This is a genomic window from Bradyrhizobium sp. WU425 (assembly GCF_021052305.1).
Classification (GTDB): Bacteria; Pseudomonadota; Alphaproteobacteria; order Rhizobiales; family Xanthobacteraceae; genus Bradyrhizobium; species Bradyrhizobium canariense_D.
In genome coordinates, this window is record NZ_CP088089.1 from 7,537,423 (window position 1) to 7,563,082 (window position 25,660).

Below are 25,660 nucleotides of genomic sequence, written 5' to 3' on the forward strand. Positions count from 1 at the left end.
CGTCGAGCAGTTACGAAAGTCCACGCACGCTGACCTATATTGTGTTGCCCTCCGGCGTCTTCGTCGCTGAACCTTCGTGAATTTTCTCCGACTAATTTCCATAGCTACAGGAACGACAGCTTTTCCGCTGTAACCGCGCCGACCACATGGAAGTGATGATTCCGAATTCTTCTTAGCGCGCTGGATTTGCGCAAGAGAGGTCCGTTATGGGCCGAACAGCTGGCAGGAAAGTCAGTTGCCATGCCATTCAGGGGCGTTCGCCGGGATGGCACCATGGTGGCATTCTCATTATCGCCATCCTCTGCATCGCATGCACTTTCCTGTTTGCGAGCGAGGCCGTGGCTCAATGCTCGGCGCGAGACGTCCTGCGGAATCACCTGAAGCTCAAGCAAGCGCCGTCTGGGCCGCAAATCCCAATCAAATCCGCCGTCGATGTCCCTGCGTGGAAGACGATCAGGATCGGGACGTTTGCAAACTTCTTCGCCCTCAGTAACGCTTTGGATGCGGCAGGTTGTGGCATCGGAAACTCGGCCGGCGAAATTCTCGCGCGGCCGACGTTTACCGTGAGCGCCACGACAACGAGCGTAGAGCTTTTCACGGTGTCGGCAGCCGAACTGGGCTTTCGGACCGACACTGCGTTGCTGGCAGACATCTACGCGCGCGCCAAACAATTGGGTTTCGGCCTGGCGGCTGCAGAAGTCGGACCACAACTGAGGCTTCAATATTTCGACCAGCCGATCGGTGAGTTTCTCATCATCGGAATGGAGCCAATCAGGACCTGGCAGGGCGCCCCCGTCATCTTGAATGTAGCCAATGGCGGCGCGGGACTTATCCTCATCGGCCAGGATGGCAGCGCCGACGCACAGATCCCCGCGGCATCCCGTTTTGTATTCGTGCGGTCCCATGAAACCGCTCCTGCCGAGGCCGTAACACTTGTCGGCCACTGAATTTCCGGGTTTGTGCATCTCGAGACGCAAGACAACAGGTCAGCACCTTAACCCTAGGCCACCAGCGCGGCGTCCTCGCCTACGCCGTCGATGCCGCGCTGCGCGGCGAGCAGGCTGATGATCTGCGCATTCGGCCGGGCCTTGCTGAACAGAAAGCCCTGGCCTTCGTCGCAGCCCTCAGTGCGGAGGCAGCTCAGCTCGGCTTCGGTCTCGACGCCTTCGGCGGTGATGGTGACGCCGAGGCCTTTGCCGAGGCTGACGATCGAGCGAATGATCGCCTGTGCCTCGCGATTGGCGCCGAGATCGCGCACGAAGGACTGGTCGATCTTGATCTTGTCGAACGGGAAGCTGCGCAGATAGCTCAGGCTGGAATAGCCGGTGCCGAAATCGTCCATTGAGATGCGCACGCCGAGCGCGCGCAGCGCGTGCAGCGTCGCCAGCACCTGGGCGCTTTTCTCCAGCAGCAGCGTCTCCGTGATCTCGAGTTCGAGCCGCCGCGGCGGCAGGCCGGAATGCTTCAGCGCATCCGTCACCACCGAAAGCAGATTGCCGCTGCGGGACTGGAGCGGCGACAGGTTGACGGCGACGCGGACGTCGTCCGGCCAGGTTGCGGCATCGTGACAGGCCCGGCGCAGCATCAGGCCGCCGAGCGGGTTGATCAACCCGGTTTCTTCCGCGACCGGAATGAACTCGGCCGGCGAGACCATGCCGCGCTCCGCATGCGGCCAGCGCACCAGCGCCTCGAAGCCGGTGATGCGGCCGCTCTGGAGGTCGATCAGCGGCTGATAGTACGGCCGCAGCACGTCGTTCTGAATGGCGTCGCGCAGCTCGACCTCGATCTTGCGGCGGGTCTGCGCTTTCGCATCGAGCGCCGCCTCGAAGAACGCGAACGATCCGCGCGCATCCAGCTTGGCGCGCGACAGCGCCATGTCGGCGCTCTTGAGCAGCTTTTCGGAATCGTCGCCGTCGCCCGGCGCCATCGCGATGCCGATGGAGGCACCGACCACCACGGAATGGCCGTCGAGCAGATAGGGATCGGCGATGGCTTCGAGCAGGCGCTTGGCCAGCAGCACCGCATCCTCGGGACGCGTCAGGTCGCTCTGCACGATGGCGAACTCGTCCGAGTTCAGCCGCGCCAGCGCGTCGTTCTCGCGCAAGGTCGAACGCAGCCGCTTGGCGACGCCACGCAGCAGCTTGTCGCCGACCGCGTGTCCCAGCGTGTCGTTGACCGCCTTGAAATTGTCGAGCCCCAGCATCAGCAGGGCGACCTTGTCGGTGCTGCGCCTCGTATGCAGCAGCATCTCGTCGACCTGCTGGCGCAGCAGATTGCGGTTTGGCAGACCGGTCAGCCCGTCATGCTGGGCCATGAAGGCGAGCCGCGCCTCGGCGCGCTTGCGCTCGGTGATGTCCATCAGCGCGAGCAGCACCGCGGGCCGCTCGGCATAGATCAGTTCGCGCGAATAGATCGCAAGGTCGATCAGGGCGCCGTCGGCCCTGACGTGCTTCCAGGTGCGTCCGGCCTGCTCCTCGCCGGCCGCATCGGCGGTCCAGGGCGGCTCACTGTCGAAAGCCTGAAGGGAACGGATCGTGAGCCGCTCGAACTCGGCGCGGCTGTAGCCGTAATGGGCGATCGCGGCATCGTTGACGCCGAGGATGCGCTCGTCGTCGAGTGCGCAAACGATCATGGGGACGGGATTGCCGTCGAACAGCAGGCGGAACGAGGCCTCGCGCTGCTTCAACTCGGTGATGTCGACGCGCAGGCCGACGACGCCGCCGTCCTCGGTCAGCCGCTCGTCGATCAGGATGACGCGGCCGTCCGCCAGCTTCTGCTCGTGGCGCGTGCCGGGCTGATAGAGCTTTTGCAGCCGTTCGGCGATCCATTCTTCCTCGTGGCCGGCAGCCTCTGGATAGTCGCCCCGGGCGACGCCGATGCGCAGCGTGTCCTCGAGGCGCGCGCCTTCCTCGAACAGATCGGCGGTCTTGCTGTAGATTTCCGCGTATTGCTTGTTCCAGAGGACGTAGCGGCCCTCGGCGTCGAGAAACACGATGCCTTGCGGCAGGATCTCGATGGCCTGGCGCAGGCGCTCATGGGATTTGCGCGCTTCCGCGATCGCGGCCTCAGCCTCGGCACGGCTGCGCAGAACTTCGTCGCGTTCGGACGGAAGATGAGGGGGGCGCGCAAAGCGCGGCTTGCGCGGGTGCAGGCCGCCGAGCACGCTGCCCATTCGCTTTTTCGGCTTTCGAAACCCCAAACTCAACTTCACTCGTCCCAGTCGCACCCAGCCCCGCAACTCTTGGGGCAAGTGTCTGAAAAAAAGGTAATCTTGGGTGGCATGGCGATGGGACGCACGGTCTGGCAGTCTCGACAAAACAGCCCTCATTGCCCGTTTGCAAGGCGCGGCCGTGCCGATGGGCGCTCCAAGCGCATCGCATTGTCGTCATCGGAGAACGAGATGGCGCAAAATTGCGCGCCGCCTTGAATCATTTCCGGGATCGCGCGCGATTGCATGCAGAAGGGAGTGAGCACGCGTGCCGCGCACGAATTTTGGTCAGTGCATGAGAGGGTTATCGCGTCGTTAAAAACGGCCGGCCGACGCCGCGGAACTGCGACGTTTGAACGAAATTTCAGCGGAAGGACTGTTTCTTAACCCTGGCGCGGTGTTGGGCTATAAGAATGTCAACATGAGTCCCCGCCACCTCGCCCCTCTCCTGCTCGTCATGACGCTCCTGGCCGCCGGCGACGCGCTGGCCCAGGACAAGGGCAGCGTCAACCCAAAACCGCTGCCGCCGCTCGCCAATCCGAACGATCCCAGTATCGGCGCCAAGGAGCTGTTCGCGCGCAAGCTGCTGCCGTCGAAGGGACCGGCGCACGTCATCGGCTCCTATGTGAAGGGCTGCATCGGCGGCGCCGAGCAGATGCCGCTCAACGGCGACAATTGGCAGGTGATGCGGCTGTCGCGCAACCGCAGCTATGGTCACCCCGCGATGATCGCGCTGATCAAGCGGCTTGCGGCAAGAGCGCACAAGGACGCGGGATGGCCGGGCATCCTGGTCGGCGACATCGCCCAGCCGCGCGGCGGGCCGGCGCTGTCCGGCCATGCCAGCCACCAGATCGGCCTCGATGCCGACATCTGGCTGACGCCGATGCCCGACCATCGGCTCTCGCGCGAGGAGCGCGAGGACATGTCGGCGGTGATGATGGTGCGCCCGGACCGGCTCGACATCGATCCGAAGGTGTTCACGCCGGGCCATGTGCTGGTGCTGCGCGACGCGGCACAGGAGCCGGCGGTGCAGCGCATCTTCGTCAATGCCGCGATCAAGAAGGCGCTGTGCCGCGAGGCCAAGGGCGACCGTTCCTGGCTGTCGAAGATCCGGCCGTGGTGGGGCCACGACTATCACTTCCACATCCGCATGCACTGCCCGGCGGGCGCGAGCGACTGCGAGGGCCAGCCGTCGCAATCCGAGGACGAAGGCTGCAAGCCCTCCGATCTCGCCTATTGGTTCAGCGACGGCGTGCTGCACCCCAAACCCCCGCCGGAGCCGCCGAAGCCGAAACCGCCGATGACGCTGGCGCAGATGCCGGCGGCGTGCAAGGCCGTGCTGCACGCGGGCAATGCGAAGCCGTAAAACTCTCCGCCAGGATGACGAATTCCTGGTTGGCGCTATGCGAACCGTCGCCTTTGACCTGTTCCGCCACCCTGTTATGATGACCCAGCGATCGCTTGCCGGACCGTAAGTCCGTCGGGCTTGCCGGAACAGCGCTTCCGCCGGTCGCAGCCTCATTCAACCAACGCCGTCTTGCGCGCGCCGCCTTGCGTGCCCTGAGCGCGCGCATGGAGCGCTTCCGATGTTCCGCCTTTCCGTGATTTTTTCGGCCTTGTTCGTTCTGGTCGCGAGCCTTTCGCCTGTCGCCGCCGAGGACAAGACCATCACCGTGTTCGCGGCAGCCTCGATGAAGAACGCGCTCGATGAGGTCGACGCGGCCTACACCGCCAGGACCGGCGTCAAGTTCAGCGTCAGCTATGCCGCAAGCTCCGTGCTCGCCAGGCAGATCGAGCAGGGCGCGCCGGCCGATGTATTCGTCTCCGCCGACACCGACTGGATGGATTACGCGATCTCCAAGAAGACTATCAACGAGCCGACCCGGGTCAATCTGCTCGGCAACAGCATCGTGCTGATTGCGCCGAAGGATTCCAGCCTCGACAACGTCCCCATCGGGCAGGGGTTCGACCTCGCAAAACTCGCCGGCGACGGCAGGATCGCGACCGGCGACGTCAAGTCCGTGCCGGTTGGGAAATATGCCAAGGCGGCGCTGACGAGCCTGGGCGCCTGGCAGGCGGCGGAGCCGAAATTCGCGATGGCCGAGAGCGTGCGTGCCGCGCTGACGCTGGTCGCGCGCGGCGAGGCCAACCTGGGCATCGTCTATTCCACCGATGCCAAGGTCGAGCCCGGCGTGAAGATCGTCGGCACCTTCCCGGCGGATTCGCATCCCGCGATCATCTATCCCGTCGCTGCGACGACGACGGCAAAGGGCGAGACCAGCGACTATCTCGCCTTCCTGCGCTCGACCGCCGCCAAGACCATTCTTGAAAAATACGGTTTCAAGTTCCTGATCAGCCCGACAACTTAACCTCTGCCACCTAGCTTCCGCGATTTTGATGCTCGACATCTCTCCCGCCGAATGGACGGCGATCCTGCTCTCGCTCAGGGTTGCCGTGATCGCGACGCTGGTGGCAACGCCGTTCGGCATTGCGCTGGCATGGCTGCTCGCGCGGCGTGATTTCTGGGGCAAGTCGGTGCTCGATGCGCTGGTGCATCTGCCGCTGGTGCTGCCGCCGGTCGTCACGGGTTATCTGCTGCTGCTCACTTTCGGCCGCCGCGGACTCGTCGGCGCTATCCTGGCGGACCATCTCGGCATCGTATTCGCCTTCCGCTGGACCGGTGCCGCGCTTGCCTGCGGCCTGATGGCGTTTCCGCTGCTGGTGCGCCCGATGCGGTTGTCGATCGAGGCGATCGACCGCCGGCTCGAGCAGGCCGCCGAGACCCTCGGCGCCACTCCTTTCAAAGTGTTCTTCACGGTGACGCTGCCCTTGGCGCTGCCCGGCGTGCTCGCCGGCATGGTGCTTGGCTTTGCCAAGGCGATCGGCGAGTTCGGCGCGACCATCACCTTCGTCTCCAACATTCCCGGAGAGACCCAGACGATTTCGTCCGCGATCTATTCGCTGATCCAGACCCCGGACGGCGACGCCGCCGCGGGACGGCTCGTGATCGTCTCGATCGTGCTGGCGCTCGGCGCGCTGATCGCGGCCGAATGGTTCGCCCGCCGCGCCACCGCGCGCCTGCACGGGAATTGACGATGCTGCGCGTCGACATCGAAAAGCAGCTCGGCGAGTTCTCGCTGTCCGCGTCCTTCGCGAGCGAAGGCCGCGTCATCGGACTGTTCGGAGCGTCGGGCGCCGGCAAGACCTCGCTGGTCAACATGATCGCGGGGCTGCTGCGGCCCGACCGCGGCACCATCGTGATCGACGGCGAGACGGTCGACGACAGCGCGGCCGGCATTCATGTGCCGACCTGGCGCCGCCGCATCGGCTATGTGTTCCAGGATGCGCGGCTGTTTCCGCATCTCAACGTCGCGCAAAATCTCGACTATGGCAGGCGGATGAACCGCCTCGCGCCCGATCCGGCGCAGCACAAGCGCGTCATCGAGCTGCTCGACATCGGCGCGCTGCAGGGTCGCCGCCCCGGAAAGCTCTCCGGCGGCGAGCGCCAGCGCGTCGCGCTCGGTCGCGCGCTGCTGTCGCGGCCGCGCCTGCTGCTGCTCGACGAGCCGCTCGGCGCGCTCGACGAGGGCCGCAAGCTGGAGATCCTGCCCTATCTGGTGCGGCTGCGCGATGAGGCCAACGTCCCCATGGTCTATGTCAGCCACGACGTCGCCGAGCTGCGCCAGCTCGCGACGCAGATCGTGATGCTGAAGCAGGGCCGCGTGACGTCGTTCGGCGGGGTGAAGGTGCTGACGTGAGGGGTCCGTTGAGCAGGCAACGGATGAGGCAAGCCGCCGGCCCACCCTCCGCCGTCGTCCTGGCGAAAGCCAGGACCCATATCGCGTGATCTATCAGCGGCAGGTGGTGTGCGTACCAGCGAGGAAAACGTAACTGCCGGTGTTCGCAAAACTACTCCCCGGGGTAATGGATCGTACCGCGAGCGGCGATCGCGCGGCATTGGATGGTGGCGGTGCCGGCCGAGTGATCCTCGCCGACACCGCTACCGAGACCCGCCACTACCAGCCGCGATCGACGTTGCGCACCTCACCCGATCGCGCGTCCACATCGACCTCCATCCAGCGGCCGGCGCGATCACGGCCTTCGATCTGCCATTCGTCGCCGAGGAACTCGGTGTGCGAGACGGTCATGACGCCGATGTCGGTGGCGACGTCGAGCGCGACCTGCATCGAGATCTGATCGCCGGTGTCATAGGCCATCGCGGGCGCGGCCGATCCGAGCCCGATCGCGACGATGGCCGGCAAGATGAGCTTTCGCATGGATTACTCCTGTCGGATGCGTTTACGCCGCTAAGAACGAGCGGCATCGCGGAGCGTTCCGGGAGCAGCGGTCACGAAGCCGCGCAAATCTTCGGCGGTTGCGGCGATTTGGTGGCGGTTCCAGCGTTGTCCCCATCGCTCTCCGCCGTCGTCCGGCGAAAGCCAGGACCCATTACCCCAGGGAGGAGAGTGGGTGGGCCAGATCGTCACCACCAGCCTTCGCAAAACAGCTGACGGTGGGCATGGATCCTGGCCCCCGTGCGCAATTGCGCACTAGGCCAGGACGACGAAGAAGCAGACTTGCGCTTCATCAATGACCGCCAACGCGGATGTGGCGTTAAACCCCAGCCACCGAGCTCCACAGATCCGCCAGCTTGCGCCGCAGGACCTGCCTGCGCGTCAGCGGCGCGGGCGTTTCCTCGTCTTCCGGCAGGCGCAGGCCGACGACGTTGACTCGGCCACCGGAGATGGAGCGCGCCACGAGCACGATCGGATCCAGCACGAGCTCCGCGCCCTCTTTCGGCGCGCGGTCGAGATGGACGTCGAAATAATCAGCGAGCGTGTGCCCGCGCTCGTCCTCGCCGACCTCCACGCCGTAGATCTCCGCGAGCTCGGCGAGCGTGTGCTCGCCGGAGACCATGAAGTCGCCCAGCAGATGCGGGTCCGGCGCTGAGCTCGGCTGCATGTCGACGAAGAAGCGGTCAAGCGATTCGGCCTTTTCCGGCGGCGCCAGCAGATAGATGTAATCGCCGGGCGCGATCGGCTCGGCTTCCGCCGGCGTCAAAATGTTCTCCTTGCGGATCACCAGCGTCGGCTTCGACCAGGACGGGATCAGGCCGCGGCGAAAATACAGGCTCTTGGAACGCACCGGATAGCCGACGAGCTGCTGCTCGAGCTGGCCGGGCAAGTCCAATTCGACACGGCGCGGGCCGCGTTCGGCGCGCGGCAGCGCCACGTGCAGCTTGCGCGCGGCCGGCCCCAGGGTCCAGCCTTGCAGGAGGAGCGAGATGATGACGACGACGAAGGCGACGTCGAAATAGAGATAGGCCTTCGACAGCCCGACCAGCATCGGGATCGAGGCCAGGAAGATCGCGACCGCGCCGCGCAGGCCGGTCCAGGCGATGAAGATCTTTTCGCGCCAGTTGAAGCGGAACGGCGCCAGGCAGACGAACACGGCGATCGGCCGCGCCAGCAGCATCAGGACGAATGCGATCCCGACCGCCGGCAGCACGCTGCCGCCGAGCCGGCTCGGCGAGACCAGCAGGCCGAGCAGGACGAACATCACGATCTGCGCCAGCCAGGTCGCGGCGTCCAGGAAGGCCACCACCGAATTATGCGCGCGGGTCGGGCGGTTGCCGATGATGATCCCGGCGAGATAGACCGCGAGGAAGCCTGAGGCATGCATGATCTGCGAGCCGCCGAAGATGACGAGCGCGGCGGTGGTGACAAACGGCGCATGGAGGCCCTGCGGCAGCGCGACCTTATTGAGCGCGATGACGACCAGACGCCCGCCGATCACCCCGACGACGGCGCCCAGCACGGCCTCCTGGGCGAACTCCATCAGCACATGCGCGGCCGTGCCTGTTCCCAGCGAGATGTACTCGACCAGCATCAGGGTCAGGAAGATCGCGAAGGGATCGTTGGTGCCGGATTCCACCTCCAGCGTCGCTCCGACGCGCGGGCGCAGGCGCAGGCCCTGGGTATGCACCAGCAGGAACACTGCGGCCGCGTCAGTCGAGGCCACCACGGCGCCGACCAGCAACGACTCCGTCCAGTTGAGGTCGAGCGCATATTTCGCGAACGGCGCCGTGATCAGCGAGGTCAGCAGCACGCCGACGGTCGCGAGCACCATGGAAGGCGCGAGCACGGTGCGGATGCTGGCAAAGCGGGTCCGCAAGCCGCCGTCGAACAGAATCAGGGCGAGCGCGACCGAGCCGACCAGATAGGTGGTTCGGACGTCGTCGAACTGCAGCTGTCCGGGACCGGAATCGCCCGCGAGCATGCCGATCGCGAGGAAGACGAGCAGAAGGGGCGCGCCGAAGCGCAGCGCAAGCAGGCTTGACAGGATCCCGGCCAACACCAGGACGGCACCGAGCAATATGGCGAGGCTGACACTGTCGAGGGAAGCCATCCACCTTCCGGGTACGAAATCGCTGGAATTGCATCCTTATCGTCGGCGGACTCCCACGCCAACCCATTTTCTCCCGCTCGCGGCAATCTGCCCGCATTTTGCGGCCTTAACGCACTTCACTTGGCGGTGTATCGGTGGTCCGGCCGCGCCCTTTGTGGGATTCTCCGGCGCGCTCGAATCAACGCCTCCCGCCCGCTCCCCGACGAGACCGATAGACATGGACCTCAAAGACTTCATGGAGTTCGTGCAGACCACCGCGCGCAGCGTCGGGGCGGAAATCTCCTCGCCCTGGTTCTACCTGCAATTCGGGCTCATTCTGGCCGCGGCCGGCATCGCCTATGCCGCGGAAGCCGCCGTTCGCAGCCGCGTCGACATGACCTCGCTGGCGATGCGCTGGCCGCTGCCGCTCCGGCACTTCGTCCGGGTGATGGTCTCCAGCGCCTCGACGGCGGTTTTCACCCTGCTCGTGATCGTCTCCCGCGTGGTCATGTACCACGCGACCTGGCCGAGCCGCAGCTATCTCCTGATGGTCGCCGCCAAGCTGGGGCTGGCCTGGCTCGCGATCCGGCTCTTGACCTCGGTGCTGCGCAACGCCTTCATCGTCAAGCTGGTGTCGATCACGGCCTGGTTCGTCGCGGCGCTCTCGATCCTCGGCCAGCTCGATGCGACGGTCGACCTGCTCGACTCTTTCGCCATCGTGCTCGGCGGGCTGCGGCTGACGCCGTTGCTCGTGATCAAGGCGGGTGCGCTGCTGCTCATCGCGCTCTGGCTCACCAACATCGCCAGCAATTTCGCCGAGAGCCGGATCAACTCGACCACAGATCTGACGCCATCGGTGCAGGTGCTGCTGGTCAAGATCATCCGCATCGGCCTGCTTGCGGTCGCGATCGTGATCGCGCTCGGCACGGTCGGCATCGATCTCTCGGCGCTCGCGGTGTTCTCCGGCGCGGTCGGCGTTGGCATCGGTATCGGCCTGCAGAAGATCGTCGCCAATTTCATCTCGGGGATCATCCTGCTCGCCGACAAATCGGTGAAGCCCGGCGATCTCGTCACCATCGGCGACAACACCGGGCGGATCAGCGCGATGAAGACGCGCTATATTTCCGTCGCCGCCGGCGATGGCCGCGAATTCCTGGTGCCGAACGAGGATCTGGTGACGCAGAAGGTCGTCAACTGGACCTACACCGACAAGAACACGCTGGTGAAGATCGCCTTCGGCACCAATTACGACGCCGACCCGCGGCTGGTCTGCAAGCTCGCCGCCGAGACCGCGGCCGCTCACCCGCGCGCGCAGAAGGGCAAGCCGCCGAATTCCATCCTGACCGAATTCGCCGAAGCCGGGATGAAGTTCTCGCTGACCTTCTGGATTGCCGACCCCGACGGCATGGACAACGTCAAGAGCGACGTGATGCTGGCGCTGTGGGACGCCTTCAAACGCGAAGGCATCCGGGTTCCCTACCCGGTCCGCGAAATCCGCGTCCGCGGCGGCGCCCTGCCGGTGGAAACCATCATGGAAGTCCCGAATTAGGCCCGCTTTCAGGCGCAAGGCAGGGCAGGCCTGACTTGCATGAAGGCGCGCAATCATTAAATTGGGCGCGGAATCAAGCCTTTCCGCCGATATCGAGCCCACCCCAGAAGATTGCGCCCGCATGAGCTACGTCGAAGCTACCGATACCTCGCTCCGCAAGACCGGGCAGATCAAGCTGCATGGACCAAGCGCCTTTGCCGGCATGCGCAAGGCGGGAGCGCTGGTGGCGAAGTGCCTCGACGAGCTCACCGACATCGTCGGGCCCGGCGTTCCGACCGACCGCATCGACCAGTTCGTCCGCGACTTCGCGTTCAGCAACAATGCCTATCCGGCGACGCTGATGTATCGCGGCTACCGCTATTCAACCTGCACCTCGCTCAACCACGTGGTCTGCCACGGCATGCCCGGCGACCGTCCGCTGAAAGAGGGCGACATCGTCAACATCGACGTCACCTTCATCGTCGACGGCTGGTACGGTGATTCCAGCCGGATGTATGCAGTCGGCCCGATCGCACGCAAGGCGGAGCGGCTGATCGAGGTGACCTATGAGGCCATGATGCGCGGCATCGCCGCGGTGAAGCCCGGCGCCACCACCGGCGACATCGGCCACGCCATCCAGAGTTTCGTCGAGCCGCAAGCCATGAGCGTGGTGCGCGATTTCTGCGGCCATGGCCTCGGGCGCATGTTCCACGACGAGCCGAACATCATCCATATCGGCCGGCCCGGCGAGGGCGTGCAGCTCAAGCCCGGCATGTTCTTCACAATCGAGCCGATGATCAATCTCGGCAAGCCGCATGTGAAGATCCTCTCCGACGGCTGGACCGCCGTGACCCGCGACCGCTCGTTATCGGCGCAGTTCGAGCACTCCGTCGGCGTCACCGCGACAGGTGTCGAGATCTTCACGCTGTCGGAGCGGCACGGCGAGAAGCAGATCGGGTGATCCCGGCGGCTGACGTTCGCATTCGCCGGCTGGCGTGAAGCGGATTTGCCGCCGCAATTGACGGTTGCAAAAACGATTGCCCGCGGCAATGCTGGCGGCCGATGCCCGCCAAGCCCGACCACGACAAGAGCAAGCCCGAAGAAGCGCCGCACTATCTCGGCCATCGCGAACGGCTGCGCGAGCGCTTCTACAGCGCGGGTGCGGACGCGCTCAGCGACTACGAGCTGCTGGAGATGGCGCTGTTTCCGGCGCTGCCGCGGCGTGACACCAAGCCGCTGGCGAAGTCGCTGATCAAAATTTTTGGCTCGTTCGCCGAGGTCGTGCACGCGCCGGTGGCGCGCCTGCGCGAGGTGGACGGTGTCGGCGAGTCCGCGATCCACCAGCTCAAGCTGCTCGCGGCGGCGGCGCATCGCGTCGCCAAGGGCGGGGTCAACAGCCGCAACGCGCTGTCGTCCTGGAACGAGGTGATCGACTATTGCCGCACCAGCATGGCATTCGCCGACAAAGAGCAGTTTCGCCTGCTGTTCCTCGACAAGCGCAACCAGCTGATCGCCGACGAGGTGCAGCAGACCGGCACCGTCGATCACACCCCGGTCTATCCGCGCGAGGTGATCAAGCGCGCGCTGGAATTGTCCGCGACCGCGCTGATCCTGGTGCACAACCACCCCTCAGGCGATCCCTCGCCCTCGCAGGCCGACATCCAGATGACCAAGGCGATCATCGACATCGCAAAGCCGCTCGGCATCGCCGTGCACGACCACATCATCGTCGGCAAGAGCGGGCATGCGAGTTTGCGCGGGATGCGGTTGATCTAGTAGCAATATCGCGGATCGACCGGGACGTAGGAGCCGTCCCGGCGCTGCGCGTAGCAGCCGCGCTGATAGGCGTAATAGCCGGAGCGGCGGCGTTCGCCCTCGGAGGCGATCGCAGCGCCCGTGCCGGCACCGACGACGGCGCCGATGGCGGCGCCGCGGCCTCCGCCGATGGCGCCACCCACGATCGCTCCACCGACGCCACCGAGGATGGCACCGCCAATGGCGTCCTGCGCCGCCGCCTCATGAGCCGGCATCGCGATCACGACCGCCAGACATGCCGCGATAGCGAAACTTCCAATGCGAAGACCTCGAAGCATGCTCGCCCTCCCCTGTGGTCAGACGAGTCATAGCGCCGCAGCCGGATTCGGACCAGAAAAATCACCATTTCGGGACCCGGCGCGTCACGCTATGGCGTCGGAGGCTCGGATCGACGGCGGCTCAGACCATGGCGCATGCGCAGCACGGGCCGGCCGCTTCATCTCATGCATCGACCCAGCGCTGCACGGCCTCGGCGGTGTCGGCTGGCGTGGTGTTGAAGCAGATCGCGGCGTCGGGCGCTAGGCGGTGGACGAGGTTGAGCACCTTCTCGAACAGCAGCAGGCGCTCCCGAGGCTCGCGCAGCCCCGCGCCGATCACGATGCAGTCGAAATTCTCCTCGCGCAACGCTGCCGTGACGGCGGCTTCCGCCGCGGCATCGAGATCGATCAGGCAACTCGTGACCTCGTAACCGAGATCGCGCAGGCGCAGCAGCTGCGCATCGATATAGTTGCGCACGAGCTCCGGCGTGAGCTGCGGGAATGCGCTGTAGTCCGCGTTGCCGGGTTCGATGCCGATCGCGAGGACGCGCGTGGTCATGCTGGACTCCCTCGCCAGACTGCCTCGCGTCGCTAACGGGGCAGCGGCCCTGCCGGTTCCTTCGCCGGCGGCCGCCCTGATCCCGGTCCTGCCGCTCATTTTCCCGGCGAGGTTGTAACCCACTTCACACGCGGCGCCCCGGCGGCCTGCCAGACTTGCGGGAGATCACGCTGGCCTCACGCCCTGATCACGGCACCTGGTTCATTTCGACTGACGCGCAGTTGCGAAAACTCATTCATTGCGGGAGCGGAAAATGATTTCATTCGAGAGTCTGAAAAGCGAATACGAGCGTAATTGGGCCAATCTCGAGATCCGGCCTTCGCGCCTCTCCGACGCGAACGCGATCGCGCGCAAGGCCATCAACGGCAAGGCGACCTATCAGCAGATCGAGCGGTTGACCGGCGTGCCCTGGTATTTCGCTGCCCTCTGCCACTACCGCGAATCCAATTTCGATTTCGACACCTATCTCGGCAACGGGGAAACGCTCCATCGCGCGACGACGCTCGTTCCGAAAGGACGCGGTCCGTTTGCCACGTTCGTGGACGGTGCCGTGGACGCCTTCAGAATCGAGAATTTTGTCGGCGCTCACGACTGGGGGATCGCGCGGATTCTGTTCCGACTCGAAGCGTTCAACGGCTTCGGCTATCACGCCAAGGGCTGCAATTCGCCCTATCTCTATGGCGGTTCGACGCTGTATGGCCCGCCCGAGGCGAGGGCCGGCAAATTCGTCCGCGATCACGTGTTCGATTCGAACCACGTCGATTCCCAGCTCGGCACCGCGGTGATCCTGCATGCAATGATGTCGCTGGATTCCTCGATCACCCTCGACGGCAGCCCGCAATTCGCGAGCCGCGCCGAACCGGAGGATGACGCGGCGTCGACGATCGTCCTCATGCAGCAGGCGCTCAACAGGCTCGGCGCCAATCCGCCGCTCGCCCAGGACGGCATCAGCGGACCGAAGACCAGAACCGCGGTCTCGCAGTTTCAGCAGCAGAACGGCCTGAGAGATACTGGACTTCTCGACGGCGCCACGGTCGCCGCCCTCACCCGCGCGGCGCAGTCGAGCCCCACCGGGTCTGCCGGCGATATGTCCCGGATCATGAAGCGGCTGGAGGAACTCGCGCAATTGCTGCGGCCGCCGGTCGGCGCCGTGATCCCGGCAACGACGACATCGGGCAACACGCTGCCCGCCACCAATGATCCGATCAGCCTGTTCGAACGGCTCTTTTCCCTCGTCAACAAGACAGCCCCCATGTCAGGACCAGTCACCCTCACCCCGACCAGCCCCGCTCCCGTCGACCAGTTGAAGCAGGTCGTCGACCTGCTCGGCACCTTCCTCAACCGGGACGGCAAGCCCGTCCTCGGCCAGGTCAATGGCGCGCTCGGCGATACCATCGGCAAGATGCTCGACGGCAAGAAGACTGCGCTCGGCATCGGCGGCTCGCTGATCACGGCGCTGCTGTCGTCGGTGACGGCGAGCCCCAACGCGGGAGGACTCGCCGGGTTGCTCGGGACGCTCGTGTCGGCGGTGCCGGGCCTCGGCCAGTTCGCGATGCCGATCTCGCTGGCGCTCACGGCCTGGGGCGTGCTCGGCAAGATGGAGAAGTGGGCCCAAGGCACCGCGCCGCCGCCCAAGCCGACGACGTAGCCTGCGGCCGTCCTTCGAGACGCCCGCCCATGGAGGGCCCTCGGGATGAGGTGCGTGTCGCGGCGCTACTGCCGCAGCATGATCAGGGGATCGGCGGTATCGGGGACGCGCCGCCATTGCGCGTTGTCGTCGGCCTCGAACTGCCAGGCCTCGCCGGCCTTCGACAGCAGGATGATCTGGCCGCGCTCGAGCCGCCATTGCGTCGGGTTGAACTGCGCGATGGCTGCATCGCATTTCGGCTTGAGGAAGACCTGGAAATTGTCCGGCCCGGCTTCCGTGTTGGTCAGCGTTAGCCCGCAGACAGGCTGGCCGTTGCCGCGCACGATCGACCAGTCGCCGATCATCTGGTCCATCGACTTCGCCATCGAGCGGGCAGCGGCGAGGTCTTGCAGGATGTAGACGCCCTCGCCCTGCCGCAGGCCCTCGAAGATGCCGGCCTCGACCTCGGTGAAGTCGATCACGGCCTCACCGCTCGCATCCTGCAAGCGGACGATGTCGAGACCCCTGACGCTCCAGGCGACGATGTCCTTGGTGAAAGGCAGCGCGGCCTTGCAGGCCGGCTCCAGCTCGAGCTTGAAGCCCTGCGCCGCGGCGTCCGCCTTGAGCGTGACGACGCAGGTCTTGCTGCGCTCGGTGGTCGAGAGCTCCCACTGCCCGGGCATCTCCTTCTTCAGGGTCGTCGTATCCTGCGCCTGCGCGATGCCGATCGCGGCCAAGCAGGCCACGACGGCGAATGTAACGACGCGAAGAACTCCCATCAGCGTCCCTTGAACGGCGTTTCGGCAACCGGCGTCAACGGCGCCTTGCCTGAGAACCAGGACTTGAGATTGTCGACCACGAGCTGATCCATCGCGTTGCGCGTCACCACCGAGGCCGAGCCGATATGCGGCAGCAGCACCACATTCTGCATGGCCTTGAGCTCGTCCGGCACGTTCGGTTCGGCCGCGAACACGTCGAGGCCGGCCGCGAGGATGGTGCCGGACTTGAGCGCCTGGACCAGCGCCGGTTCGTCGATCACCGAGCCGCGCGCAACGTTGACCAGCACCCCGCGCGGGCCGAGCGCCTTCAGCACCTCGGCGTTGATCATCTTGTTGGTCGAGGCGCCACCGGGCACGATCACCATCAGCGTGTCCACCGCCTTCGCCATCTCGATCAGGTCGGGGTAGTGCTTGTAGGAGACGTCCTTGGACGGGTTGCGGGTGTGATAGACCACCGGCACCAGCGAGGCATCGAGCCGGCGCGCGATCGCCTGTCCGATCCGGCCCATGCCGACGATGCCGACCTTGCGGTCGCGCAGCGAGCCGACGCTGAGCGGATAGTTCTGGGTCTGCCAGAGACCGGAGCGCACATAACGGTCGGCCTTGATGAACTCGCGCACCGTGGAGATCAGAAGCCCCATCGCGACGTCGGCGACCTCCTCGGTCAGCACGTCGGGCGTATTGGTGACGATGATGTTATGCTCGGCGGCGTATTTGGCATCGACGTGGTCGTAGCCGACGCCGAAGCTCGCCACCATCTCGATCTTGGGCAATTGCGACAGCGAATCCCGGTCGGCGCGCACGGTGTGATAGGTCACCGCCACGCCGCGGATCTTTTCGCGGATCGCCGGCGTCAGCCGCTCGAGATCGCCCCGCGTCTCCGCCTTGTGCACGACGAAATGATCGGAAAACCCGTTCTCGAGGATCGGCCGGACCGGCCCATAAATCAGAAGGTCGATCTTTTCGGACGAAATCGAACCGGTGGTCATCAGTTGTCCTTTCCAAGCGCGCTCTCGTGCCAGCGCCGTAAGACGAGGTGGGAAACTAGCGCCAGCACCCCATAGATGACAATCCCGGCCAGCGACAACAGCAGCAGCGCTGCGAACATGCGGGGTATGTTCAAGCGGTAGCCGGATTCTGCGATCCTGTAGGCGAGCCCGGAGCCGGCGCCGGCCGTTCCCGCCGCGATCTCGGCCACGACCGCGCCGATCAGCGACAGGCCGCCGGCAATGCGCAGGCCGCCGAGAATATAAGGCAGCGCCGCCGGCAGCTTGAGATAGCGCAGGGTCTGCTGTGGCGAGGCGCCATAGAGCTGGAACAGGCCCGCGAGGTTGCGATCGACCGAATTGAGCCCGAGCGTGGTATTGGACAGCACCGGGAAGAAGGCGACGATGAAGGCGCAGACCACGACCGCGGTCTGCTGCTCCAGATAGATCAGCAGCAGCGGCGCGATCGCGATGACCGGCGTGACCTGAAGCACCACGGCATAGGGGAATAGCGATGCTTCCACCCATTTGGACTGGTTGAACAGCAGCGCCAGCGCGATGCCGCCGACGCTGGCCGCGACAAAACCTTCAAGCGTGGTCAGCAGCGTCGCGGCAAGCGATTGCGACAGCACCGCCCAATCCTTGATCAGTGTCGCGAATATGACCGAGGGCGCCGGCAGCACGTAAGGCGGGATGTCCTTGATCCGGACCACGAGCTCCCAGGCGAGCAGTCCCGCCGCGAACACGATGACCGGTAGCGCGAAGCGCACCGCGCGTTGCGCGCCGGACGGCTTCGCAGTGACGGAAGCTTGCGCGTTCATAGCGTCGACTGCCCTGCATAGGACGGCGCCAGCGCCGCCGACACTTTCCGGCAATAATCGGAATAGGCGACTGAAGTGCGAAACTCCTCGCCACGCGGCTCGACCGTCTCGACGCGGAAGTCGGCCTGGATGCGGCCCGGCCGCGCGGTCATGACCACCACGCGCTGCGACAGATAGACGGATTCGAACACCGAATGCGTGACGAAGATGACGGTCTTGCCGAGCCTGCGCCACAGCGCGAGCAAATCGTCGTTGAGGCGGAAGCGCGTGATTTCGTCGAGCGCCGCGAACGGCTCATCCATCAGGAGGATATCAGGGTCTGTGACGAGCGCGCGCGCCAGCGACACCCGCATCTTCATGCCGCCGGAGAGCTCGCGCGGAAAGGCGTCGGCAAAATCGGCAAGCCCGACGCTTGCGAGCGCCTCATCGGCGCGCGCGCGCGATTCCGCCTTCGGAACGCCTGAGAGCTTCAGCGGCAACCGCACATTCTCGCGCACGCTGGTCCAGGGCATCAGGGTCGGTTCCTGAAACACGAAGCCGATGCCATGACCTGGGTGAACATGACCTGGCTGCGGTGTGCCCTCACGACGCGCCAGCCGGACGATTCCTGACGACGGCGCGCTGAGTTCGGCGATCAGCCGCAGCGCCGTCGACTTGCCGCAACCTGACGGCCCCAGCAGCGAGATGAACTCGCCCTTGCGCACCGCAAGATCGAGCGGGCCGAGCGCCATCAGGCCGTTGTCATAGGCCTTCGTCACGCCGCGCAGGCTGACAGCCAGAGCCGTCAGGCCGGTCTCGACCCCCGCCGACGTTTGGACTGATGACATCGGCCCTGCGCTACGGCTTGCTCGGGCGCAGCTCGGCGCCGACGCCCTTGTTGACGAAGCGCAGCGTATAGGATTTGCGGAAATCGAGGTCCGCCTTCACCACGCCCGCCTTCACCATCTTGTTGAAGAAGGAGGTGTAGCGCTCGTCGCTCATCGCGCCGATGCCGTTCTTCAGCGAATCGCCGGAATCGACGATGCCGTATTCCTTCATCTTGGCGACGGAATAGGCGAGCAGCTCATCCGTCATCTCCGGATTGAGCTTCTTGATCATGGCGTTGCCCGCTGAATTGTCGCGGTAGATGTAATTGTACCAGCCGACCATGGAGGCATCGACGAAGCGCTGCACCAGGTCGGGCTTCTTCTCGACGACGTCGCGGCGGCTCTCGATCAGGGTCGAATAGGTGTTGAAGCCGTAATCGGCGAGCAGCAACACGTTGGGCTTGAAGCCCGCGGCCTTCTCGACCGCGAAGGGCTCCGAGGTGACGTAACCCTGCATCGCGCTCTTGGGATTGGCGATGAAGGGCTGCGGATTGAAATTGTAGGGGCGAACGTTCTTCTCGCTGAAGCCGTATTCGGACTTCAGCCACTGGAAATAGCTGGTCATGCCCTCCTTGGAGACGAACAGCGTCAGCGGCTTGAGGTCCTCGATCTTGGCGACCTTGGCATCAGGCTGCGTCAGCATCACCTGCGGATCCTTCTGGAAGACCGCGGCGATCGTGACGACCGGGACGTTGTTGGCGACTGCGTCGAACGACATCAGCGTGTTCGCGGCCATGAAGAAATCGATCTTGCCGGCGATCAGCAGCATCCGGTTGTTCTCGTTGGGCCCGCCGGGCACGATGGTGACGTCCAGCCCGTATTTCTTGTAAGTGCCATCGGCGACGGCCTGGAAAAAGCCGCCATGCTCGGCCTCGGCGACCCAATTGGTGCCGAACATGACCTTGTCCAGGGTTTCGGCGCGGGCCGGGACGACCGAGACGAAAGCGGCCATCAGGCCCGCCGTTAAGGCTCGCCGCAGATGAGAGGGGCTCATGATGGGACTCCGTCGATCGCTTCTAGCCGATGTCCAAGCAACGCGATAAAACCGCAAGACATTCGGGGACGCGAGCCGGCCTGGCCCGCGTCCCCTGATACCCTAAATTACGCGACAAATTCGGGCAAAGAAACCTTGATGACGCCTTCCCGCGATTGGACCGAGATTCGCTGGGCCGATGCCAGCCTCGCGGAGGTTTCGCGCTGGATCGCGGTGCTGCCGCTGGCCGCGACCGAGCAGCACGGCCCGCATCTGCCGCTCGAGACCGACGTGCTGATCGCGGACGCCTATCTCGCGCGCGTGCGCGAGCTCCTGCCCGAGCGCGCTCCGGCCACTTTCCTGCCCGTTGAATCGATCGGGATTTCCACCGAGCATATTGACTATCCGGGCACGCAGACGCTGCCGACTGACATCGCGTTGAAAAAATGGACCGCGATTGGCGAGGACGTCGCGCGCCGCGGAGTGAAGAAGCTCGTCATCGTCACCAGCCATGGCGGCAACAGCGCGGCCATGATGCTGGTCGCGCAGGATCTTCGCGCGCATCGGAAACTGTTCGTGGTGACGACGTCGTGGTCGCGGCTGTCGGGCGCGGACAAGCTGTTCCCGGCCGACGAAGTGCGCCACGGCATCCACGGTGGCGCCATTGAAACCTCGATCATGCTGGCGCGCTATCCCGATCGGGTGCGCATGGATGCGATCGCGAATTTTCCCGCGAGCAGCATCGCGATGGAGCAGCAATATCGCTGGCTGTCGACGCAGCGACCCGCGCCGTTCGCCTGGCAGGCGCAGGATCTCCACGCGAGCGGCGCCGCCGGCAACGCGACGCTAGCCGTGGCCGCGAAGGGCGAGCAGCTGATCGACCAGGGCGCCCGCGCCTTTTGCGAGCTGCTTGCCGAGGTTGATAACTTCGACGTGAACAGGCTCGCAAAAGGCCCGCTCGGCTAGCGCTCATCCTTCTGGAATCATTCAGGAAAGAGCCAGACTCGAGCTCCGCCTTTGCCGAGTTCGAACCGGACGCGCGGAGCCTCCGTCCAACTCGGTACGCGGGCCACAACGGACCGCCTCAACCCGGATGGAGTTTCACATGTCGATCAAGACCAAGATTTTCGCAGTTGCCCTCACCGCGCTCACCCTGACCGGCAGCGTCGTGGCCACCACCTCGCAGGCGCAAGCCAAGCCGCTCGGCTGGGGCGTCGGCGTCGGCCTGGGCATCGCCACCGCCGCCGTCGTCGGCTCCGCGATCGCCGCCAGCGACGACCCCTATTACAACGGCTATCACCGCTGCGGCTGGGCCGCCCAGTACAACGCCTTTGGTCAGTACGTTGGCCGCGTGCGTACCTGCTTCTGATTTGAGTCCCTGAGGCCGATCTCACGTGGATCCCGCGTCCGACACGGGCGCCTCATCCACCCCGTGTCGTCCCCCGACCCCGCCCGGATGTCCCCCGGGCGGGGTCAACCGTTTTGGACCTTGGAATTTGTTGCAGTCCCGTCACATCGCGGTGCGAACCATCTCCTGCGACAATCCGCACTAGTTGCTATTGCGAATTAATCGCAATAAGGTCCGTAATGGGCAGAGGGACTTGGGAAGAAATCGCGTCGAATCGAGATCATCTCGGTCGACGGCGGGCGACCGAGAGCTGATGACAGGGCCGCCGCGAATCTGCAGGGATGTCGGTTGCGGCGAGTGGACACATTCGCGTTTGGGGGCGTGCGTTTTGACGTTGAGGGGTCACCGTTACAGGTATTTGCGAACGGCCGCGGCGATTGCCTCGGGTGTATTGGCTTTTCCGGCCGCGAGCCGCGCGGCTGATCTGCCGCTGAAGGAACCGGCGCTGAAGGCCGTCTATGACTGGACCGGCCTCTACATCGGTGCGCATGCCGGCTACAGCCTCGGCTCGTCGCGCTTCGCGCTGAACGACGGCACAGGCATTAGCGACAGCGGCGTCTTCAGCGGCATGATCGGCGGCGTGCAGGCCGGCTACAATTACCGGCTCAATTCCGGCTGGCTGGTCGGCGTCGAAGGCGATTTCTCGTTTCCGAACTACATCACGTCCAACTCGATCGTGTCCTTCCTGGCGACACCAGCCAACACCGTCACGCAGCAATGGGACTACACTGCGAGCCTGCGCGGCCGCGTCGGCTACACCAGCGGTCCCTGGCTGGTCTACGCCACCGGCGGCTTTGCATGGATGGGCGAGCGCTATTTCGACACGCCGGCCGCAGGCGAAGCAGTCCCGAAAATCCTGAACACGCGGCCCGGCTGGATCGCGGGTGCCGGCATCGAATACGGCTTTGCGCCGCATTGGAGCGCACGGCTCGAATATCTCTATAGCCGCTTCGACGGCGCCAATGTCGCCTTCTCCACAGGTGCCCAATACAATTCGTCGTCGCTCGACTTCCAAACGATCCGGCTCGGCCTCAACCGCAAGGTCGATTGGCCGGGCATGCCGGGCTACAATCCCAAGAGCTCGGGGATCGGCTCGCTAATCGACACCGAATCGGATCGCTGGGAGATCCACGGCCAGAGCACTTATCTGCCGCAAGGCTACCCGTCGTTCCCCGCCCTCTACACCGGGCCGAATTCGCTCTCGCCATCAAGGCAGGCCAAGGCGACCTGGAGCAACAGCCTGTTCCTGAACGCAAAGCTGTGGGACGGCGGCGAGGTCTACTACAATCCCGAACTGCTGCAGGGATTTGGATTGAACGACACGGTCGGCGCGGCCGGTTTCCCCAACGGCGAGGCGCAGAAGTCGAACTTCCCCTATCCGCACTACAACACATCGCGCCTGTTCGTGCGCCAGACATTCGGCTTTGGCGGCGAGCAGGAAGAGCTCGCGAGCGGCCAGTTGCAGCTCGGACAGAAGGTCGACGTATCCAGGCTCACGGTGCAGGCCGGCAAATTCCCGGTGATCGACGTGTTCGACGGCAACGCCTACGCCAAGGACACCCGCAAGGACTTCATGAACTGGTCGCTGTGGGCGCCAGGCGCCTTCGACTATTCCGCCGACAAGGTCGGCCTCACCTACGGCGTCACCGCCGAGCTGAATCAGAAGCAGTGGGCGTTGCGCGGCGGCTACTTCCTGATGGTCGCCGAGTCCAATTCGAATCATTTCGACACCAGGGTCGGCGAGCGCGGCCAGTACGTGCTCGAGCTCGAAACGCGCTTCTCCCTGCTTGGCCAACCCGGCAAGCTCAGGACCATAGGCTGGCTCGACAGCGCCAACATGGGCAGCTTCCGCGAGACGCTGGACAATCCCGCGCTCAACCTCGACATCGCGCAGACCCGGCGCGGCCGTCTGAAGTATGGCTACGTGCTCAACCTCGAGCAGGCGATCACCGAGGATGTCGGTCTGTTCGGCCGTTGGAGCTGGAACGACGGCAAGACCGAGACGCTGGCCTTCACCGACATTCACCGCAGCCTGTCTGGCGGACTTTCGATCAAGGGCACGAAATGGGGCCGGCCCGATGACGTGATCGGCGTCGGCGGCGCCATCAATGCCATCTCGCAGGACTATCGCGACTTCCTGGCCGCCGGCGGCCTCGGTGTTCTCATCGGCGACGGCGCGCTCAACTACCGCCGCGAGCGCATCCTCGAAACCTATTACGCCTATGCGCTGAACAAGAGTCTCACCCTCACTGCCGACTACCAGCTGATCGTCAACCCCGCCTACAACGCCGATCGCGGCCCGGTGTCGGTATTTTCCGGGCGGCTACACGGCGAGTTCTGAGCGCTTCCGGCTACGTGACTTACGCAGCCCGGATCGCGTCCAGGAACTTCCCGACCTCGACCTTGAGGCGGCCGCTCTCGCCGGACAGCGACTTCGCTGACGCGAGCACGGTGGAGGAGGCCGATCCGGTCTGGCTCGCGCCGCGCTGCACGTCGACGATGCTGGCGGAGACCTGTTGGGTGCCGCGTGCCGCCTGCTGCACGTTGCGGGAAATCTCCCGCGTCGCCGCGCCTTGCTGCTCGACCGCGGAGGCGATCGCCGATGCGATCTCGGACATGCGGGTGATGGTGTCGCCGATCGACTTGATGGCGCCGACGGAATCCTGCGTCGCGCTCTGGATTCCCGTGATCTGCTGGCTGATCTCGCCGGTGGCCTTGGCGGTCTGCTCGGCGAGCGCCTTGACCTCGGAGGCGACCACGGCGAAGCCGCGCCCGGCCTCGCCGGCGCGCGCCGCCTCGATCGTTGCATTGAGCGCCAGAAGATTGGTCTGGCCCGCGATCTGGCTGATGAGCTCGACCACGTCGCCGATCCGGCCGGCCGCCTTGGCGAGTTCGCCGACATAGTCGTTGGTACGCGCAGCCTGCTGCACCGCTTCGCCGGCCACCCGCGCGGAGTCCTGGACCTGCCGGCTGATCTCGTCGACCGAGGACGCCATTTCCTCCGCGGCCGCGGCGACGGTCTGCACGTTGCTGGAGGCCTGCTCGGAGGCGGCCGCAACGGTCGCGGTGACCTTTTCCGATTGATCGGCGGTGCTCGTCAGCGTTCCCGCCGACACTTCCAGCTCCGACGATGCCGACGACACGGTGTTGATGACGTCGCCGATCAACGCTTCGAAATCGCGTGCGATCTGGTCCATGCGCTGGCTGCGCCGGAGCTTCGCCTCGGCTTCCACCGCGGCGGCCTCATCGGCGGCCTTCTTGGCGGAGAGCGAATCTTTGAAGTGCTGGAGCGAGCCCGCCACCTGGCTGATCTCGTCATTGCGGCCGGTCACGGGAATCTCGACCTCGTGCTGCCCGGCGGCAAGAGTTGCGATCACGTCCGCGAGCCGGCTGAGCGGCGTCACCACGCGCCTGCGCAACATCATCGTCACGCCACCGAGTGTCCCCAGCAGCGCCAGCACCGCCACGCCCGCGAGCGCGAGCATCGCCAGCGCGCCGTCGCGCGCGGCCGAGGCGCGCTCGGCAGCTTCCGCCAGCGCGGCATCGCGGACGCCGTAGAACATCTGGATGGCGGGGACGATGATGTTGGCCAGCTCTTCGGCATTGATGCCGTACTTGCCGTCGCCACGCGCCGCGAGCATCTCCTTGTCCACGGCAGCGGCTGCTTTCCCGAAATAGGAATCCGTCGCCGCCTTCAGCGCGGTGGCGATCCGGGGCGGGCTTCCGAGCTGGTCGATGCCGGCCTCGATGCGCTCGCGGTCGGCCTCGACACGTCCCTGCATCCGATCCATCAGCGACAATTCGGCCGCCGTGAGCGGTCGGCGAGCGCTCAGCGCCGGCGACAGCGTGGCGGCGCGGCTGCCGGCCGAGACGCGCAGATCCTGCGCCGTTCGCGCCAGGCTCAACAGCGCCGCAAGCGAGGAATCGGCATTGATGACCTTGGCTTCAAGCCGGTTCATGATCGGCTCGATATTGCCGATGACCTCGGCAACGCCTGGAAGGAAGCCCTTGATTACAGCGCCGTCGCGCGTCGCCAGGGGCACGCTCATCGCGCGATCTGCCGCCGCGATGATATCCTTGAGCCGCCGCGCAGTACGGTCCAGGTTTTCGATCATCGCTCCGGAATCATCCAGCACCATGATGGCGCGCCTTGCCCCCTCGAACGCGCCATCGACCGCTTTCGCCGCCTTTGCGGCGGCTTCGATCTGGACCTGCGTCGCAGAATTCTCCTGGAAGATCGGGGAAATGTAGGGAGCACGAAGGCCGGCAACGTGCTGACTGACCATCAGGGTCGCACCGAAGGCCTCGACCGTCTTGATCGCATCGGAGCGGTTCGTGAAGATGCGCGCCTGGGGTATCAGCACCTCGGCGCCAAGGATGACTGCAAACACCGTCACCGTCAGCATCGACAGCGCAAAGAGCTTCCCGATCCGCATTCTGATCCCC

At 65.1% G+C, this 25,660-nt stretch carries 23 protein-coding genes; 12 read left to right on the forward strand and 11 right to left on the reverse strand.

Annotated elements, in window-relative coordinates; genetic code table 11:
- The first annotated feature begins 206 nt into the window (after nucleotides 1–206).
- Nucleotides 207–947, forward strand: a complete 741-nt coding sequence (locus tag BcanWU425_RS35875; protein WP_018460068.1) for a hypothetical protein — start codon at nucleotides 207–209, stop codon at nucleotides 945–947.
- Nucleotides 948–1,000: 53 nt separating this feature from the next.
- On the opposite strand, the gene BcanWU425_RS35880 is transcribed toward BcanWU425_RS35875, so the two are convergent.
- Nucleotides 1,001–3,172: an EAL domain-containing protein gene (locus BcanWU425_RS35880; RefSeq protein WP_204513180.1), complete on the reverse strand. Its 2,172-nt coding sequence runs from the start codon at nucleotides 3,170–3,172 to the stop codon at nucleotides 1,001–1,003.
- Nucleotides 3,173–3,629: 457 nt separating this feature from the next.
- Here BcanWU425_RS35880 and mepA point away from each other — a divergent pair, with 457 nt between their 5' ends.
- The 4 genes from mepA to modC all read left to right on the forward strand — a co-directional run bounded on the left by mepA (nucleotide 3,630) and on the right by modC (nucleotide 6,966).
- Nucleotides 3,630–4,574 (forward strand): penicillin-insensitive murein endopeptidase, encoded by a 945-nt coding sequence (mepA, locus tag BcanWU425_RS35885; protein WP_085358626.1) that lies wholly within the window; start codon nucleotides 3,630–3,632, stop codon nucleotides 4,572–4,574.
- 220 nt (nucleotides 4,575–4,794) lie between these two features.
- Nucleotides 4,795–5,577, forward strand: coding sequence for a molybdate ABC transporter substrate-binding protein (gene modA, locus BcanWU425_RS35890; RefSeq protein WP_085358550.1), 783 nt, complete (start codon nucleotides 4,795–4,797; stop codon nucleotides 5,575–5,577).
- Between the two features lie 28 nt (nucleotides 5,578–5,605).
- Nucleotides 5,606–6,301 (forward strand): molybdate ABC transporter permease subunit, encoded by a 696-nt coding sequence (gene modB / locus BcanWU425_RS35895; RefSeq protein WP_204513179.1) that lies wholly within the window; start codon nucleotides 5,606–5,608, stop codon nucleotides 6,299–6,301.
- Between the two features lie 2 nt (nucleotides 6,302–6,303).
- A complete protein-coding gene (gene modC, locus BcanWU425_RS35900; RefSeq protein ID WP_085352011.1) occupies nucleotides 6,304–6,966 on the forward strand; it encodes a molybdenum ABC transporter ATP-binding protein in 663 nt (220 codons plus the stop codon).
- Nucleotides 6,967–7,224: 258 nt separating this feature from the next.
- Here modC and BcanWU425_RS35905 read toward each other — a convergent pair whose 3' ends face one another.
- Both BcanWU425_RS35905 and BcanWU425_RS35910 read right to left on the reverse strand, forming a co-directional pair.
- A complete protein-coding gene (locus BcanWU425_RS35905; protein ID WP_085352012.1) occupies nucleotides 7,225–7,485 on the reverse strand; it encodes a PepSY domain-containing protein in 261 nt (86 codons plus the stop codon).
- A gap of 337 nt (nucleotides 7,486–7,822) precedes the next feature.
- Nucleotides 7,823–9,616 carry a potassium/proton antiporter gene (locus BcanWU425_RS35910; protein WP_018460076.1) on the reverse strand — a complete coding sequence of 598 codons (1,794 nt, stop codon included), beginning with the start codon at nucleotides 9,614–9,616 and terminating at the stop codon, nucleotides 7,823–7,825.
- A gap of 211 nt (nucleotides 9,617–9,827) precedes the next feature.
- Here BcanWU425_RS35910 and BcanWU425_RS35915 point away from each other — a divergent pair, with 211 nt between their 5' ends.
- The 3 genes from BcanWU425_RS35915 (at nucleotide 9,828) to radC (ending at nucleotide 12,899) form a co-directional block, all read left to right on the forward strand.
- On the forward strand, nucleotides 9,828–11,144 hold the full coding sequence (locus BcanWU425_RS35915) for a mechanosensitive ion channel family protein (protein ID WP_026233939.1): 1,317 nt from the start codon (nucleotides 9,828–9,830) through the stop codon (nucleotides 11,142–11,144).
- A gap of 121 nt (nucleotides 11,145–11,265) precedes the next feature.
- Nucleotides 11,266–12,084 carry a type I methionyl aminopeptidase gene (gene map, locus BcanWU425_RS35920; RefSeq protein ID WP_018460078.1) on the forward strand — a complete coding sequence of 273 codons (819 nt, stop codon included), beginning with the start codon at nucleotides 11,266–11,268 and terminating at the stop codon, nucleotides 12,082–12,084.
- 101 nt (nucleotides 12,085–12,185) lie between these two features.
- Entirely contained in the window at nucleotides 12,186–12,899 is a 714-nt protein-coding gene (gene radC / locus BcanWU425_RS35925; protein WP_085352015.1) for a RadC family protein, read from the forward strand.
- Here the strand turns inward: radC and BcanWU425_RS35930 are convergent.
- Entirely contained in the window at nucleotides 12,896–13,216 is a 321-nt protein-coding gene (locus BcanWU425_RS35930; protein ID WP_026233940.1) for a glycine zipper domain-containing protein, read from the reverse strand. The genes radC and BcanWU425_RS35930 overlap by 4 nt on opposite strands.
- A 163-nt stretch (nucleotides 13,217–13,379) precedes the next feature.
- Nucleotides 13,380–13,754 (reverse strand): hypothetical protein, encoded by a 375-nt coding sequence (locus BcanWU425_RS35935; protein ID WP_204513176.1) that lies wholly within the window; start codon nucleotides 13,752–13,754, stop codon nucleotides 13,380–13,382.
- Nucleotides 13,755–14,007: 253 nt separating this feature from the next.
- Between BcanWU425_RS35935 and BcanWU425_RS35940 the strand changes: the two genes are divergently transcribed.
- Nucleotides 14,008–15,402 carry a peptidoglycan-binding protein gene (locus tag BcanWU425_RS35940; protein ID WP_204513175.1) on the forward strand — a complete coding sequence of 465 codons (1,395 nt, stop codon included), beginning with the start codon at nucleotides 14,008–14,010 and terminating at the stop codon, nucleotides 15,400–15,402.
- 65 nt (nucleotides 15,403–15,467) lie between these two features.
- On the opposite strand, the gene BcanWU425_RS35945 is transcribed toward BcanWU425_RS35940, so the two are convergent.
- The 5 genes from BcanWU425_RS35945 to BcanWU425_RS35965 are packed head-to-tail and all read right to left on the reverse strand — an operon-like array spanning nucleotide 15,468 to nucleotide 19,827.
- Nucleotides 15,468–16,160: an AprI/Inh family metalloprotease inhibitor gene (locus BcanWU425_RS35945; protein ID WP_204513174.1), complete on the reverse strand. Its 693-nt coding sequence runs from the start codon at nucleotides 16,158–16,160 to the stop codon at nucleotides 15,468–15,470.
- Nucleotides 16,160–17,149, reverse strand: a complete 990-nt coding sequence (locus BcanWU425_RS35950) for a 2-hydroxyacid dehydrogenase (RefSeq protein WP_018460085.1) — start codon at nucleotides 17,147–17,149, stop codon at nucleotides 16,160–16,162. The genes BcanWU425_RS35945 and BcanWU425_RS35950 overlap by 1 nt, the downstream gene beginning before the upstream one ends.
- Nucleotides 17,149–17,967, reverse strand: coding sequence for an ABC transporter permease (locus tag BcanWU425_RS35955; RefSeq protein WP_018460086.1), 819 nt, complete (start codon nucleotides 17,965–17,967; stop codon nucleotides 17,149–17,151). Before BcanWU425_RS35955 ends, BcanWU425_RS35950 begins: the two co-directional genes overlap by 1 nt.
- Nucleotides 17,964–18,794 (reverse strand): ABC transporter ATP-binding protein, encoded by an 831-nt coding sequence (locus tag BcanWU425_RS35960; RefSeq protein ID WP_085358545.1) that lies wholly within the window; start codon nucleotides 18,792–18,794, stop codon nucleotides 17,964–17,966. The genes BcanWU425_RS35955 and BcanWU425_RS35960 overlap by 4 nt, the downstream gene beginning before the upstream one ends.
- Nucleotides 18,795–18,804: 10 nt before the next feature.
- The gene (locus BcanWU425_RS35965; protein WP_026233942.1) at nucleotides 18,805–19,827 is read right to left on the reverse strand and encodes an ABC transporter substrate-binding protein; all 1,023 of its coding nucleotides are present in this window, start codon (nucleotides 19,825–19,827) and stop codon (nucleotides 18,805–18,807) included.
- A gap of 138 nt (nucleotides 19,828–19,965) precedes the next feature.
- Here BcanWU425_RS35965 and BcanWU425_RS35970 point away from each other — a divergent pair, with 138 nt between their 5' ends.
- From BcanWU425_RS35970 to BcanWU425_RS35980, 3 genes are all read left to right on the forward strand, one after another.
- A complete protein-coding gene (locus BcanWU425_RS35970; protein WP_204513172.1) occupies nucleotides 19,966–20,772 on the forward strand; it encodes a creatininase family protein in 807 nt (268 codons plus the stop codon).
- Between the two features lie 139 nt (nucleotides 20,773–20,911).
- Nucleotides 20,912–21,175: a hypothetical protein gene (locus BcanWU425_RS35975; protein WP_204513171.1), complete on the forward strand. Its 264-nt coding sequence runs from the start codon at nucleotides 20,912–20,914 to the stop codon at nucleotides 21,173–21,175.
- A gap of 397 nt (nucleotides 21,176–21,572) precedes the next feature.
- A complete protein-coding gene (locus tag BcanWU425_RS35980) occupies nucleotides 21,573–23,555 on the forward strand; it encodes a carbohydrate porin (protein ID WP_231189524.1) in 1,983 nt (660 codons plus the stop codon).
- A gap of 19 nt (nucleotides 23,556–23,574) precedes the next feature.
- Here BcanWU425_RS35980 and BcanWU425_RS35985 read toward each other — a convergent pair whose 3' ends face one another.
- Entirely contained in the window at nucleotides 23,575–25,650 is a 2,076-nt protein-coding gene (locus BcanWU425_RS35985; RefSeq protein ID WP_204513169.1) for a methyl-accepting chemotaxis protein, read from the reverse strand.
- Between the last annotated feature and the right edge of the window lie 10 nt (nucleotides 25,651–25,660).